At 71.7% G+C, this 14404-nt stretch carries 11 protein-coding genes; 1 reads left to right on the forward strand and 10 read right to left on the reverse strand.

Features of this window, described 5'->3' with window-relative positions; genetic code table 11:
* Positions 1-8 precede the first annotated feature (8 nt).
* From QQS16_RS18270 to QQS16_RS18295, 6 genes are all read right to left on the reverse strand, one after another.
* Entirely contained in the window at positions 9-1298 is a 1290-nt protein-coding gene (locus QQS16_RS18270) for a cytochrome P450 family protein (RefSeq protein WP_286062898.1), read from the reverse strand.
* A gap of 162 nt (positions 1299-1460) precedes the next feature.
* Entirely contained in the window at positions 1461-2492 is a 1032-nt protein-coding gene (locus tag QQS16_RS18275; protein ID WP_286062899.1) for a nucleoside triphosphate pyrophosphohydrolase, read from the reverse strand.
* Between the two features lie 248 nt (positions 2493-2740).
* The gene (locus QQS16_RS18280) at positions 2741-3385 is read right to left on the reverse strand and encodes a SurA N-terminal domain-containing protein (protein WP_286062900.1); all 645 of its coding nucleotides are present in this window, start codon (positions 3383-3385) and stop codon (positions 2741-2743) included.
* 231 nt (positions 3386-3616) lie between these two features.
* Positions 3617-5113, reverse strand: coding sequence for a serine/threonine-protein kinase (locus QQS16_RS18285; protein ID WP_286066372.1), 1497 nt, complete (start codon positions 5111-5113; stop codon positions 3617-3619).
* A 38-nt stretch (positions 5114-5151) separates the two neighbouring features.
* A complete protein-coding gene (locus QQS16_RS18290; protein WP_286062901.1) occupies positions 5152-5790 on the reverse strand; it encodes a hypothetical protein in 639 nt (212 codons plus the stop codon).
* Positions 5791-6107: 317 nt separating this feature from the next.
* The gene (locus QQS16_RS18295; protein WP_286062902.1) at positions 6108-8417 is read right to left on the reverse strand and encodes an N-6 DNA methylase; all 2310 of its coding nucleotides are present in this window, start codon (positions 8415-8417) and stop codon (positions 6108-6110) included.
* Between the two features lie 309 nt (positions 8418-8726).
* Between QQS16_RS18295 and QQS16_RS18300 the strand changes: the two genes are divergently transcribed.
* On the forward strand, positions 8727-9494 hold the full coding sequence (locus QQS16_RS18300; protein ID WP_286062903.1) for a hypothetical protein: 768 nt from the start codon (positions 8727-8729) through the stop codon (positions 9492-9494).
* A 120-nt stretch (positions 9495-9614) separates the two neighbouring features.
* On the opposite strand, the gene yjfF is transcribed toward QQS16_RS18300, so the two are convergent.
* The 4 genes from yjfF to QQS16_RS18320 all read right to left on the reverse strand — a co-directional run bounded on the left by yjfF (position 9615) and on the right by QQS16_RS18320 (position 14367).
* Positions 9615-10643 (reverse strand): galactofuranose ABC transporter, permease protein YjfF, encoded by a 1029-nt coding sequence (gene yjfF, locus QQS16_RS18305; protein ID WP_286062904.1) that lies wholly within the window; start codon positions 10641-10643, stop codon positions 9615-9617.
* Entirely contained in the window at positions 10640-11731 is a 1092-nt protein-coding gene (locus QQS16_RS18310; RefSeq protein ID WP_286062905.1) for an ABC transporter permease, read from the reverse strand. Before QQS16_RS18310 ends, yjfF begins: the two co-directional genes overlap by 4 nt.
* Positions 11728-13266, reverse strand: coding sequence for a sugar ABC transporter ATP-binding protein (locus tag QQS16_RS18315; protein ID WP_286062906.1), 1539 nt, complete (start codon positions 13264-13266; stop codon positions 11728-11730). The genes QQS16_RS18310 and QQS16_RS18315 overlap by 4 nt, the downstream gene beginning before the upstream one ends.
* Positions 13267-13362: 96 nt before the next feature.
* Positions 13363-14367 (reverse strand): ABC transporter substrate-binding protein, encoded by a 1005-nt coding sequence (locus tag QQS16_RS18320; protein ID WP_286062907.1) that lies wholly within the window; start codon positions 14365-14367, stop codon positions 13363-13365.
* Positions 14368-14404 lie beyond the last annotated feature (37 nt).

The following is a 14404-nucleotide window of genomic DNA, read 5'->3' on the forward strand; positions in this document are numbered from 1 at the left end:
TGTCACCTTTACGCAGGTGAGGGCATCCGGCCACGGGGCGTGAACTCGACGGGCAGCGTGCGCAGTCCGCGCATGATGAGCCCCCCGCGCCAGCGCAGGTCCGCTGCGTCCACGGCGAGTTGCAGGTCCGGCAGGCGGGTGAGGAGCGTGCCGAGGGCGGTCTGTCCCTCCAGCCGGGCGAGGGGGGCGCCGAGGCAGTAGTGGATGCCGTGGCCGTATCCGAGGTGCTGGTTGTCCCGCCGGGAGAGATCGAGCACATCCGGATCGGCGAACCGCTCCGGGTCCCGGTCCGCGGCGGCGAGGACGACGAGCACGGGGTCGCCGGCCGCGATGTCCTGCCCGCCGATGCTGAGCGGCCGGGTGGCGAACCGCCAGGTGGCGAGCTCCACGGGGCCGTCGAAGCGCAGGAGTTCCTCGACACCCGTCTCCAGGAGCCCGCGTTCGCCGGCGGCCAGGGACCGCTGGAGCCGGTCGCGCTGCCCGGGGTGGGTGAGGAGGGCGTAGGTGCCGTTCCCGATGAGGTTGACGGTCGTCTCGAAGCCGGCGAAGAGGAGGATGAAGGCCATCGCGGCGGCCTCGTTCTCGGTGAGGTGCTCCCCGTGGTCGGAGGCGCGGATCAGACCCGAGATGAGGTCCTCGCCGGGGGTGCTCTCGGCGGGGAGCGCCTCGCGCTTGCGGTGGATGAGCTCGGCCAGATAGCCGCGCATCTTCTTCACCGACCGGGCGACACCGCCGCGCGGCCCGCCGCCGTGACGGATCATCATGCCCGCCCAGTCCCGGAAGTCGTCCTGGTCCTCGCGGGGGACGCCGAGCAGGTCGCAGATGGCGTAGATGGGGAGCGGGAAGGCGAAGTCGTGGATGAGGTCGGCGCTGCCCCGCTCGGCGAACCCGTCGATGAGGTCGTCGGCCAGCTCCTGGACGCGGGGCGCGAACTCGGCGACGCGGCGCGGCGTGAACGCCTTGCTGACCAGCTTCCGCAGCCGGGTGTGGTCCGGCGGGTCGATGTTGAGCAGATGCGTCATCAACTCGGCCTTGCGCTCACCGGGGATACCGGTCCTGCCCCTGGCGTGCGCGGGCTCGTCGTGATGCGCCGGGTTCTTGGAGAGCCGCGGGTCGGCGAGCGCCTGCTTGGCATCGGCGTACCGGGTGACCAGCCAGGCCCGCACGCCGCTGGGGAGTTCGGTCCGGTGAACGGGGGCGTGCTCACGGAGCCAGGCGTAGGCGGGGTAGGGGTCGGTGGCGAACTCCCAGGTGAAGAGTTCCGGAGCCGGGTCGGTGGGGGCGGGCTGGTTGGTCACGCCCCGACGGTATCGGCCCGGGCCTGGGCCTCACCGAGGGGACTCTCGACGCCTCCGCGACCAGAAGCCCCCTACGCCCGCCAGGTGTGTGCCGCCGGGTGTCCGCCCGCCGCCCTGTACCGGCCGCCCCGGCACTCCGGGGGCAACGGGTCGCAACGGGTGTCAGCCGCCGAGCCCCTCAGCGGCCCGTACGGCGTCCCGGTACGCCCGGGCCGCCGCCCGCAGGGCGGCCTCGGGATCCACGCCCTGTGCCTCGGCCCGTGCCGCCAGTGCCAGGAGTTCGTAGCCGATGCCCTCGCCGGCGGGCAACGGCACGTCCAGGCCCGCCGTGCGGACGCGCGAGGCGAGTTTCGCCGCGAGGGCGAGGCCCGGCTGGCCCAGGGGGACGCCGTCCGTCACCGAGGCGCGCTGCTTCTCCATCGCCTTGGTGCGCAGCCAGTGCTCCTTGACCTCCTCGGGGGTGGTCGCCGTCTCGTCGCCGAAGACGTGCGGGTGGCGGTGGATGAGTTTCGCGACGATGCCGCCGGCCACGTCGTCGATGGAGAAGGGGGTGTCCGGGTCCTCCTGCGCTATCCGGGCGTGGAAGACGACCTGGAGGAGGACGTCGCCGAGTTCCTCACGCAGTTCGTCGCGGTCCCCGTCCTCGATCGCCTCGACGAGTTCGTACGCCTCCTCGATGCCGTACTTCGCCAGGCCCTTGTGGGTCTGCTGGGACGACCACGGGCACTCGGCGCGGATGCGGTCCATCACCTGGACGAGGTCGAGGAGGCGGGCGCCCGGCAGGTCGTAGGAGGCGGGGAGCAGCTCCAGCTCCGGCATCGAGACGCGGCCGGAGCCGGCGAGGCGGGCCAGGCCGTCCGTGAGGGTGGGCTCGCCCTCGCCGGTGGCGACCACGACCACCGTCCTGCCGCCGGCGCACGCGTCGACCAGTTCCTCGGCGGTGGGCGCGGCCTCGTCGACCGCTGTGCCGGCCTCGCGCAGGTACGGCAGCTGGGGGTGGGCGCCGTCCGCGCACAGCACCCGGTCGGCGGCGCGCAGCGCCTGCCAGGCGGGCCAGGACAGCAGGCCGGGGGCGACGCGGTGACTGGTGGTGAGCAGGACGATCCGGCCGGGGGCGGGCGGCCCGTCCGGGGTGCGGGGGGCGGGGTCCGGGGTGTGGGGGTCCGGGGCGGCCTCGGGGCTGGTTGCGTTCACGATTCGAAGCTAACGCACGCCGGTGACGGTGCCGCGGGTTGTCCACAGGCAGGGTGGTCTGCGGGGTGGTTGTCCACAGGGCGTGGTGGGCCGCAGGGCACGGTTGTCCACAGGGTCGGGTGCCAGAGGGGTGTCTGCGGGTCGGGGCTCTGCGGGGTCGGGGGTCTGTGAGGTGCCGACCGTGGGCGCCTGATGCCGGCCTCAGGGCGCCCGGCGTCGGCCGCCGGGCGCCGCCGTGCCGTTCCGGCTCACGCCGTCTGCGGTGTTCCCGCCCTCGTGACCTCGCGGACCCACGGCGTCTTCGCGTCCACGCGGCTGCTCTTCTTGACGTCCCAGGTGCCGTAACGCGGGTTGAGGTCCACGTCGAGCTGCTGGGAGGCCTTGGAGAGGGCGTTCCAGAAGGCGGGGTCGCCCGTCTCGGTGCCGAGCTTGGCGGCGAGTTTCTGGGCCTCCAGCTGGAGGCGGAGGTTGTCGTCGAGACGCTCGGGGGCGATGCCGTACTCCTGGAGCCAGGCCGTCTCCAGTGCCTTCGCACCGCCGGTCTGCTGCTCCAGGCCGACGCGCATCTGTTGGATCTCCTTGGGGCTGACGGTCACGCCCGCGTCCTGGGCGGCGCTCCGCAGCACCCGGTCCAGGACCATGTTGTGCAGGGTGTCCCGGGCCAGGGTGCCCGTCTTGGCGATGACCTGCTGGTACTGCGCCTCGTCCGGCACCGCGGCCCGCTGGGCCTGACGTACCTCGCTCACCCGGTTCTCCAGCTGGGCGACGGTGATCCGCTGGCCGCCGACGACGGCCGCCGCACCGGGATGGGCCTCGTTTCCGCAGGCGGCGAGGAGGGGGGCCGCGGCGATCACGGCGGAGAGGAGGAGCGCGGTGCGACGGCGGCGGTGCAAGGAAGCCTCCCGAGGAGATTGTGCGACGGTGCACAAGGTCTTGCGGTGATCGATGGTAGGCAGTGGGCAAGCTCTGGCCAACCCATTCGACCAACGATTCACCAGGACTTCGGGCACCGCCGCGCCCGAGCGGGGGTGGCCCCGGGCGAGCCGGGTGGTCCCGGCCGTGACCGGGGTGCCCGTGGGCCGGGCCGTGACCGGGGTGCCCGTGGGCCGGGCCGGGGGCGTCCCCTAGCCGCGTACCTGTCCCAGCCATTGCAGTGTCCGGCGGATCTCCGCCGCGAGCGGATGGCCGGGGCCGTGCAGCCGTTCCGTGTCGTGCAGGAGGCGGGCCAGGGTGTCGTGGGCGGCGGCGCGGTCGCCCAGGGCGAGCAGCAGGTGGCCGATGCGGCGGCGGACGTCGTGGGCCAGTCCCGGGTCGCCGGACACGTACTGGTTCTCGTAGTACGGCAGCAGCGCGCGGTACTCGGTCAGCGCCGCCGCCGGTTCGCCGAGCTGCTCCAGGCACTGGGCGGCCTCGTAGCGGAAGCGGAGGGACTGCGGGTCGGACGGGCCGGCCTCGACCGCGCGTTCGTCGGCCAGGCGGCGCAGTTCGGGCAGGGCGCGCCGGTACTGGCCGTCGTCCAGGAGGGTGGCCGCGTACTGCTTGCGCAGGGTGCGCACGACCGGGGAGTGCTCGCCGTGCTGTTCGGCGGCGGCGGGCAGGATCGCGCCCAGGATGTCGACGGCCTGCGTGATGCGGCCCTCGCCGAGGAGACGCTTGACCTCGTCGACGGCGCGGGCGACGTCCGGCTTCTCGGCCTGCTCGGCGGCGACGGGGGCGACCGGGGCGGGCTGGGGCGCGGGCGTGCGGGCGCGGTCCGGCCAGGGGGCGTGCGGGCGCACGAAGGGGCGGGTGGGGTCGAGCGGTCCTCCGGTGGGCATGCCGCGCGCGGGCAGCAGCAGCGCCAGGTGCTCGTACACCTCCTGTGCGGAGGCGGGGCGGTGCTGCGGGTCCTTGGCGAGCAGGCGCAGGACGAGCGCTTCCAGCGCCTCGGGGACCTCGGGGCGGACCCGGCGCACGGGCAACGGCGGCTCGTAGAGGTGCCGGTGCAGCACGCCGAGCGCCGTCGACCCGGCGAACGGCACGTCGCCGCTGAGCAGTTCGTGCAGGAGTACACCGAGTGCGTACAGGTCGGTGTACGGGCCGACCGCGCCGCCCATCGCCTGCTCCGGGGCCATGTAGGCGGGCGAGCCGATGGGGGTTCCGGTGTGCGTGAGGCGGGTGGTGTCGGCGTCCATCACGGACGCGACGCCGAGGTCGAGGACGGTGACCGTACCGTCCTGCTTCACCATCACGTTGCGCGGCTTGAGGTCGCGGTGGACGATCGGCACGGCGTGCACGGCGCTCAGGACGGCGCACAGCTGCGCGGCCACCGCGACCGCCCACTGCCAGGGGTACGGGTCCTGCTCGGCGAGGTGGTCGGAGAGGTCCGCGCCGTCGACGTACTGCATGACGAGGAACAGCTCCTCGCCCTCGCTGCCCGCGTCGTGCACGGTGACCAGGCCGGGGTGGTCGACCTGCGCGGTCACCCGGCACTCGCGCACGAACCGGCGGCGCAGCTCGTCCGCCTCCTGGCCGGCCACCTTGTCGGGGCGCAGCAGCTTCACCGCCACGCGCCGGTCCAGCCGCTGGTCGTACGCCGTCCAGACCTGGCCCATGCCGCCCTGCCCGATGAGCGTGGACAGTTCGTAGCGGTCGGCGACGACCCGTCCCGCCGTCACGGTCACCTTCCGCCCTCATGGTCGCCGTCGTGTCGGCTGCCGTGCTGCCCGTCGTGGTTGCGCAGGTAGTCGCTGAGCTCGTCGAGTTCGGCGCGCACCTGGTCGATGCGGGCGGGCGCGGGGCGCCGCGGCGGCGAGGCGGGCAGCGGCGGCTGCGGGACGGGCGTCCGGGCCGGCGGGGGCGGGGTGGGGTGGGCCTGGGGCAGGGGCTGGGTGTGCGGCGGGGACGTCGCGGTGTACGGCGAGGGGGTGGGCGCCGCGGGCTGCGGGTAGCCGTACGCCGGTGCCGGACCGTAGCGGAGCTGGTGGAAGTGGCGTACGTCCGCCGCGAGGTAGTACGCGGTCACCGCCACGAGGGTGCCGAGGAGCAGGCCGATCCCCGTCCAGCCGCCCACGGTGTGCACCTCGTCGCCGGGCTCCGTGCCGAGCAGCACCAGCGCCAGCAGGTCGGCCGCGCCCGCGGCCACGAACAGGCCCCAGTCGAGCCCCTTGCGCGTGACGATCGCCAGGCGCAGCAGCATCGTCCAGGCCAGGATGCCGATGGAGAGGACGGAGATCGCCACGAACAGCACGCGCACGAAGACCAGCCATGCCGTCGGAGGCGGCTGCTTCACCGGCTGCGTGTAGCCGTGGCCATGCATGACAGCTCCTGGTACCTGAGGTGGACGTACGAGAGCGGCCGGCGTCGGACAACGCCGTTCGCGTGATGGTGGCTTCGAGCGTATAGGCCGACACCCACAAGCGGTCCCGGGTTGTACCGAACCGTTGTCATGCTGATCACATCCCCGGGGCGGGTGCTCCGGCGGGGTGTCTTCGGTGCGTGCCCGGGGAGCGTCGGTCACGCGCGTCGGTCGGATGCGCCGGGTCGGTCGGATGCGCCAGTCCGAGTCCGGGACCTTCGGTCGGGCGCTGCGGTCGGATCGTCCCCCGACTGACGCACCGCATCGGATGCGGTGCGTCAGTCGGGGGCGACCGTTCCGTCCGTCAGTCCGTCGTACATGCCGCGCACGAGCTGGTTCCCGAGCCGGCCCGCGTGCCGCAGTGCCCGCTCGAACTCGTCGAGGGCGCGGAAACGCGCGCCGTAGCGCCGCTGTTCGTCGAGCGGGAGCCGGGGCAGCTGGAGACGTCGTACGTCGAGGCGGGTGGCCGTGGACGCGTAACTGCTGGCCTGGCGGTTGTTGGCGGTGCCGCGCAGGAAGCCGGCGAGGAACCACGGGTCGAGCGCGGCGGGGTCGGGGCGCAGGAGCACGAGGTTGCGCCCCAGGGCGGCGCCGCCGGTCGCCTCGTCGATCACGCGCGCCATCGAGCCGCCGCCGAGCACCGGCACCACGACATCGCCCGGCTCGGTCAGCACGGCCTCCTCGTCGCTCTCCGGCAGCGCACCGGAGGGATCTGTTCCGGAGAGCACGTCGTGGTCCGTGAGCACGGGCACGCGCGCGTGCCCGCCGTTTCCCCCGGTCAGTGTCACCAGGGCTCCCCCGCGCGCGAGTTCGCCGACGGTGGTGAGCGGCCAGCGGGGCGCGGGCTGTGCGGGGTCGGCGGGCGGCGGGGTGAGCTCGGTGGTCAGGCGCAGGGTCTCACCGAGGCGTTGGCGCACGGCCGTGAGCTGCTCCGCGCCCTCGGCCGCGGCCGGGGGCGGCAGATGGCGGGCGGGGGCGAAGTCCACGTCGTCGTCGAGAAGCTCGATGACGGGCACGGAACGGGCCAGACCGGGCCGCTCGTCGAGGCTCCCGGCCTTGTCGAAGACCCGCCAGGCGTCGAGTACGGCCTCCCGCACCGCCCGCCAGTCCGGTCCGCCGCGCCCCTCGGTCGCGAACTGCCCCGTGTCCGCCAGCAGCACCGCGGGCTGCTGGGGAGCCTTGTCGGGACGGCGCAGCACCCACAGGTGGAGCGGGATGTTGTGCGGGGGCGCCGCGCCCAGTGGCAGGGCGATGACGGCGCGCAGCGCGCCGCGGCGCAACAGGTCGGCGCGGATCCGGCGGCCGGAACGGCGGGACGCGGCGGCCGGCGGCATGAGCAGAACGGCGGTGCCGCCGTCCTTGAGGCGGGCGAGGGCGTGCTGCACCCAGGCCAGCTCGGACTCGGTGCGCGCCGGGAAGCCGTACTCCCAGCGGGGGTCGTAGGCCAGTTCGTCGTGACCCCAGTTGCGCTCGTTGAACGGGGGGTGGCACAGGACGGCGTCGGCGCGCAGCCCGGGGAAGGCGTCGGCGCGCAGGGTGTCGCCGGCGGCGCCGCGCACGGCGGCCCGGGAGGACAGGGCGAGCCGCAACGCGGCGAGCGCGGCCAGGTCGCGGGCGCTGTCCTGGGCGTACAGCTGCTGGTCGGGGCGGGGGGTGACGGCGCGCAGCAGGGCGCCGGTGCCGCAGGCGGGGTCGAGGACGGTGTGCGCGGGGCCGGCGAGGTCGGCCATGAGACCGGCGAGATCGGCGGGGGTCAGCGTGTACTGGCGCGGGTTGGCGTCGAGGTGCCGGCCGAGCAGGAACTCGAACGTCTGCCGGGCGCCCAGTTCGGCGGCCAGCTCGGCGGCGCCGCGGAGGAGGGCGGCGGAGGAGAGGAGGCCGGGGCCGGTGGGGGCCTCGACGGCCGGGGTGGCGTGAACGGCGGCGGTGGCGTGAACGGCTTGCGGGGTGTTCACAGGCGGTGCGGCGTTCACAGCGGGTCCACTGTTCCCGGCACGTGGGGTGTGTACGGCGGACGGGTCGGAGTCGAGGGCGGACGGGTGCGCCGGGGTGTTCACAGCCGTCGGGTCACTCAGGCCGGGCCTGGCGTGAACGGGACGCGTGCCGTTCACATCGGGTGAACGATTCACAGGCGACACACCTGCGGCGTCCGCTCCCGTGTGAACCGCGTGAACACCTCGCCCTCGGCGTACCGAACCGAAGCGCGGTGTCAGCACCTGCTCCAGCGCGCCCGGCAGCGTCGCGGCCAGGCGTTCGTCGGAGCCCGCGCTCACGTCGAGCCAGACCGTGGGGCGGTCGTGGATCAACAGCAGGACGCAGCCGGCGTGGATGAGGGCGGTGACCGGGCCCGCCGGGTGGCCGGCGAGCTGCTGCCAGACGCGCTCCCGCAACGGGACCTCGGCGAGTTTGCCCTGGTGGCGCAGCCACGCCTCGACCTCGGCGAGTGCGAAGGCCGGGCTGGTCTCGGTGCCGCCGACCGGCTTGGGGAAGTCCGTGTGCCGACGGCGCCAGTTGCTGACGGCGGCACGGCCGACGCCCGCGAGCCGGGCGATCCCCGCGGCGGTCACCTCTGTCGCGTTGTCCTGCACTCGCTCCGCTCCCCTCGCGCCGACCTCACACACCCACAGATCCAGTGTGAGTGTGACGCCGAGCATACCGACGTGCGCAAGTTCCATCGCTACACAGCCGTGTATCAGGGAACTCGCGTGAATCATGTTGACTCGGTTCACAGGCTCTGGTCTTATTGACCCGTCGAACAAGCGTCGACGCACGACGGTCGCCGTCGTGCGTCGACGCGGGCCGCCCTGGGTGCGCTCAGCTCACTTCATTACGTCTCATCTCGCCGCATCTCATCTAGCCCGCAGTCTCATCTCTCTCATCCCCACCGAGGATTTCCCATGCGTCGCACCGCACTTGCCGCCCTCTGTCTCGCCGCCGCGGCCACCACGGGTCTCACCGGCTGTCTGCCCGGTCAGGACGAGGCGGACAGCAAGCCCAGCACGCCCAGCACTTCCAAGGAACCGTTCGCCGGGCTGAGCGGCGGGGAGATCGCCGACCGGGCCGTGACGGCGACCACCGGCGCCTCCTCGCTCCGGGTGAAGGGCGACATCCCCGACGAGGAGAGCGGCGGGACCATCCGGATGGACATGGCCCTGAACAAGAAGGGCGAGTGCGCCGGCACGATGAGCGTCGGCGGCCAGGGCCAGGCCGAGTTGATCAAAACCGGCGACACCGTCTACATGAAGTACGACGAGGCCTTCCTGCGCGCCCAGAGCGAGGGCGAGCCGAAGGCCGACACCGACGCGGCCGTGGACATGCTGGCCGGGAAGTGGACCAGGATGTCCGCGAAGGGCCAGGACGCCCAGGACATCGCGGGCTTCTGTGATCTGGACACGGTGCTCGGCGGCGCCGAGGACGGCCACTCGGCCGCCACCCGCGGCAGGACCGCCACCGTCGACGGCACACCCGCGATCGTCCTGCACGAGAAGGACGGCAAGGACCGTTACACGCTGTACGTCGCGACCGAGGGCGAGCCGTACCTGCTGCGGGTGGACAGCACGTCCGTCGAGGACCCGGGCACGCTCACCTTCACCGACTACGACAAGCCGGTCCCGGCACAGCGCCCCGGCGGCGACATCGTGGACCTGGACGCGCTGGGCGCCTGATCCGGCCGGGCGCTCCCGCCGCACCGCACATACCCGCGACGGCCGCTCGCCCCGCCTCCACGTGTGGGGAGGCGGGGCGAGCGGCCGGGTGAGCAGGTGGCCGGGAGCGGCCAGGAACGGTCAGGTCTTCTTGCGGGACGTCATGGCGCGCTGGATGAGGATGAAGGCGCACAGCAGCACACCCGTGGCGATCTTCGTCCACCAGGAGCTGAGGGTGCCCTCGAACTGGATGATGCTCTTGATCAGGCCCAGCACCAGGACGCCGAACAGGGTGCCCAGCACGTAGCCGGAGCCGCCGGTCAGCAGTGTGCCGCCGATGACGACCGCGGCGATCGCGTCCAGCTCCATGCCAGTGGCGTGCAGCGGGTCGCCGGACTGGATGTACAGGGTGAACAGCAGGCCGGCCAGAGCCGAGCAGAAGCCGCTCACGGTGTACACGGCGATCTTCGTGCCGCCCTGCGGAAGGCCCATCAGCAGGGCCGACTGCTCGTTGCCGCCGATGGCGTACACCCGGCGTCCGAAGCGCGTGTAGTGCAGCACGTAGAACGCCACGCCGAGGACGACCAGTGCGACGATGGCGCCGATCGACAGGAAGGCCCCGCCCAGGGACACCTGCGCCTGGGCCATGCTGCTCACCGAGGAGTCGCCGATGGAGATCGACTCCTTGCTGATGACCAGGCACAGGCCACGGAAGAGGAAGAGTCCGGCGAGGGTGACGATGAAGGGCTGGATCTCGAAGTTGTGGATCACGTAACCCATGACGAAACCGCCGAGCGCGCCCACGGCCAGGGCCATGGGGATCACCAGCAGGATCGGCAGGCCCTGACGCTCCACCAGCCAGGCCGTGAACATGGTGGTGAAGCCGATCACCGAGCCCACGGACAGGTCGATCCCGCCGGACAGGATGACGAACGTGGCGCCCACGGCGGCGACCAGCAGGTAGCCGTTGTCGATGAACAGGTTCAGGAAGACCTGCGGTTCACCGAAGCCGTAGTTGGCGTAGCGGCTCAGCCCGCCGACGTACATCGCCAGGAAGAGTCCGGCCGTCACCAGGACGGGCAGACGCCGGTCGCCGAGCAGGCGCGCGGCCCTGGACGCCGTTCGGCCTTCCGACGCCGGTGCCGGTCGGGTCTTGGTGGTCGCGCTCATCGCGACACCTCCATGGTGGGAGCGGCCTCGGGCGTCGCGGCGGTGTCCGTCGGAGCCGCGGGACGGCGGCCCTTGAGGCCCTTCGCGCCGAAGACCTTGGCGCGGAACTTCGGGGACTGCAACAGGCAGACGACGATGACGACGACGGCCTTGAAGACCAGGTTGGTCTGGGTCGGCACGCCGATGGTGTAGATCGTGGTGGTCAGGGTCTGGATGACCAGGGCGCCGATGACGGTGCCGCCGATGGAGAACCGGCCGCCCAGCAGCGAGGTGCCGCCGATGACCACGGCGAGGATGGCGTCCAGCTCGATCCACAGGCCGGCGTTGTTGCCGTCCGCGGCCGAGGTGTTGGAGCTGATCATCAGGCCCGCGATGCCCGCGCACAGTGCGCAGAACACGTACACCATGATCTTGATACGCAGGGACCTGATGCCCACCAGGCGGCTGGCCTCGGCGTTGCCGCCGACCGACTCGACGAGCAGGCCGAGGGCCGTACGGCGGGTCAGGGCCACGGTGATGGCGACGACCGCGGCCACCACGAAGATGGAGAAGGGCAGGGTCAGCCAGTAGCCGCCGCCGATGAGCTTGTACGGCTCGCTGTTGATCGTGATGATCTGGCCGTCGGTGATCAGCTGGGCGACACCGCGTCCGGCGACCATGATGATCAGGGTGGCGATGATCGGCTGGATGCCCATCCGGGCGACCAGGAAGCCGTTCCACAGGCCGCAGACGACCGCGGCCAGCAGGCCCAGGCCCATCGCGAGCAGTACCCCGGACAGGGCGCCCTGGTCGGCCTGGTCGCTGATGTACGAGCAGGTCAGTGCTCCGGTGATCGCGACCACGGCGCCGACCGAGAGGTCGATGCCGCCGGTGGCGATGACCAGGGTCATGCCGACCGCCACCAGGATGAGGGGCGATCCGAACAGCACGATCGAGACGAGGCTGCCGTAGAGGTGGCCGTCCGTCATCTTGATCGCGAAGAAGTCGGGGGTGAAGGGAACGTTGACGAGCAGCAGGACGACCAGCACGGCGACCGGCCAGAACAGGTGATGCTGCGTCAGTGCTCGCCATCGGGGGGTGGTGGTCACTGGTGTTCTCCGCTCGCGATGGTCTCCAGGATCCGGGTGGGGGTGATCTCGGGCCCGTTGGCGATCTGTGCGACCAGCTTGCGGTCGCGCAGCACACCGATGGTGTGACTGAGCCGGAGCACCTCCTCCAGCTCGGCCGCGATGTACAGCACGGACATGCCTTCCTCGGAGAGCGAGACCACGAGTTTCTGGATCTCCGCCTTCGCGCCGACGTCGATGCCGCGCGTCGGCTCGTCCAGGATCAGCAGCTTCGGCTGGGTGATGAGCCAGCGGGCGAGCAGCACCTTCTGCTGGTTGCCGCCGCTGAGCTGGCCGACGCGGGCCTCGGGGTTGGCGGGGCGGATGTCCAGCGCCTTGATGTACTTGGCGACGAGTTCGTCGCGCTGGGCGGCCGGGATGGGCCGGGTCCAGCCGCGCGAGGCCTGAAGGGCGAGGATGATGTTCTCCCGCACGGTCAGGTCGGGCACCAGGCCCTCGGCCTTGCGGTTCTCCGAGCAGAACGCCACGCCCGCGCCGATCGCGTCGTTCGGGGCGCTCATCGAGACCTGCTTGCCGCCGATGGTGACCTTGCCGCTGTCCGGCTGGTCGGCGCCGAAGAGCAGCCGCGCGAGTTCGGTACGCCCGGAGCCGAGCAGGCCGGCCAGTCCGAGGACCTCGCCCTTCTTGATCTCCAGGTCGAAGGGGGCGATGGCGCCGGTCCGGCCGAGACCGTCGGCGTGGACCAGCGGTTCGCCGACGTCGGCGCGCAGCTGGTGGTCGTGGAGCTCCTCCAACTGGTCCAGGGCCTTGCCGATCATCAGCTGGACGAGCCCGACCTGGTCGAGGTCGCCGACCATGTGCTCGCCGACGAGGGTGCCGTTGCGCAGGACGGTCATCCGGTCGCAGATCTCGTAGATCTGGTCCAGGAAGTGCGAGACGAACAGGATCGCGACGCCCTCGTCCCTGAGCTGCCGCATCAGGCGGAACAGTTCGAGGACCTCGTCGCGGTCGAGGCTGGACGTCGGCTCGTCCAGGACCAGCACCTTGGTGCCGGCGCCCGCGCCGTCGCTGTCGCCGGTGCCCACCGACCGTACGATCGCGACCAGTTGCTGCACGGCCAGCGGGTACGAGGACAGGGGCGCGGTCACGTCGATGTCGAGGCCGAGCCGGTCGACCAGCTCCGCCGCCTCCTTGCGCATGCGCTTCCACTGGATGCGGCCCGCGCGCGTGGGTTCACGTCCGATGAAGATGTTCTCCGCCACCGACAGGTTGGGGCAGAGGTTCACCTCCTGGTAGACGGTGCTGATGCCGGCCTGCTGGGCCTGCAACGGGCTGTCGATCCGCACGGGCGCCCCGTCGAGGGTGACCGTGCCTCCGTCCAGCGCGTAGACGCCGGTCAGCACCTTGATGAGGGTGGACTTCCCGGCGCCGTTCTCGCCCATCAGGGCGTGGATCTCGCCGGGGAAGAGCCGGAAGTCGACACCCGACAGAGCCCGTACCCCCGGAAACTCTTTGACTATGCCCGTCATCTCCAGGACGGGCAGCGGCTCTGCCATGGCAGCGCTCCTCTTGGAATTCGTTCAGGCCCGCAGGGAGCCCCCTCGACCGAGGGATCCGGTCGGCGGAGGGCTCCCTGCCGGTGGGTGCGTCGGTCAGTACTTGCGAGTGGGGAGCGCGGCCTTGGCCTGGTCCTGCATGAAGTCGCTCTCCTTGGTCTTGATCCAGCGCTCGACCGTCTCGCCGTTCTTGACCTTCTGGACGACCTCCATCAGCTGGGGGCCGAGCAGCGGGTTGCACTCGACGATGGCGTTGATCTTGCCCTCGGACATGGCGACGAAGCCGTCCTTCACGCCGTCGATCGTGACGATCAGGATGTCCTTGCCGGGCTTCTTGCCGGCCGCCTCGATGGCCTGGATGGCACCGATGCCCATGTCGTCGTTGTGCGCGAAGAGCACGTTGATGTCCGGGTTGGACTGGAGGAAGGCGGCCATGACCTGCTTGCCGCCGGCGCGGGTGAAGTCACCGGTCTGGCTGACGACGATCTTCCAGTCGTCGGCGTGGTCGGCGTCCATGACCTCCTTGAAGCCCTTGGCACGCTCGATCGCGGGGGCGGCACCGGTGGTGCCCTCCAGCTGTGCGATCTTGACGGCGCCCTTGTGGCCGGCCTTCTCGAGGACCTTCTCCAGGATCTTGGCCGCGCGCCGGCCCTCGTCCGTGAAGTCCGAGCCGACGAGGGTGACGTACAGGGACTCGTCGGAGGTCTCGACGGAGCGGTCGGTGAGGACCACGGGGATCTTCTTGGCCTTGGCCTCCTTCAGCACCGCGTCCCAGCCGGTGACGACGACCGGCGAGAAGGCTATGACGTCCACGCCCTGGGTGATGTAGCTGCGGATCGCGGAGATCTGGTTCTCCTGCTTCTGCTGCGCGTCGGAGAACTTGAGGTTGTAACCGGCCTCCTTGGCGGCCGACTTCACCGAGTCGGTGTTGGCGCTGCGCCAGCCGCTCTCCGAGCCGACCTGGGAGAAGCCGAGGGTGATCGTCTTGCTGCCACCGGCGGAGGTGGAGCCGGAGGAGTCGTCCTCCTTGGCGCACGCGGCGAGGCTGCCCGCAGCCGCCACGCCGACCGCCGCAGTGAGGAAGTTTCGTCTGTTGAGCATGTTCTTCTCCTTTGAAGAGCCGGTCCGGACGGACCGA

The organism is Streptomyces sp. ALI-76-A, from assembly GCF_030287445.1.
Taxonomy (GTDB): domain Bacteria; phylum Actinomycetota; class Actinomycetes; order Streptomycetales; family Streptomycetaceae; genus Streptomyces.

Coding starts and splice junctions, on each gene's coding strand:
- QQS16_RS18290 (WP_286062901.1), bottom strand. CDS start 5,790: ATGCATGGCCACGGCTACACGCAGCCGGTGAAGCAGCCGCCTCCGACG.
- QQS16_RS18300 (WP_286062903.1), top strand. CDS start 8,727: ATGCGTCGCACCGCACTTGCCGCCCTCTGTCTCGCCGCCGCGGCCACC.
- yjfF (WP_286062904.1), bottom strand. CDS start 10,643: ATGAGCGCGACCACCAAGACCCGACCGGCACCGGCGTCGGAAGGCCGA.
- QQS16_RS18315 (WP_286062906.1), bottom strand. CDS start 13,266: ATGGCAGAGCCGCTGCCCGTCCTGGAGATGACGGGCATAGTCAAAGAG.
- QQS16_RS18320 (WP_286062907.1), bottom strand. CDS start 14,367: ATGCTCAACAGACGAAACTTCCTCACTGCGGCGGTCGGCGTGGCGGCT.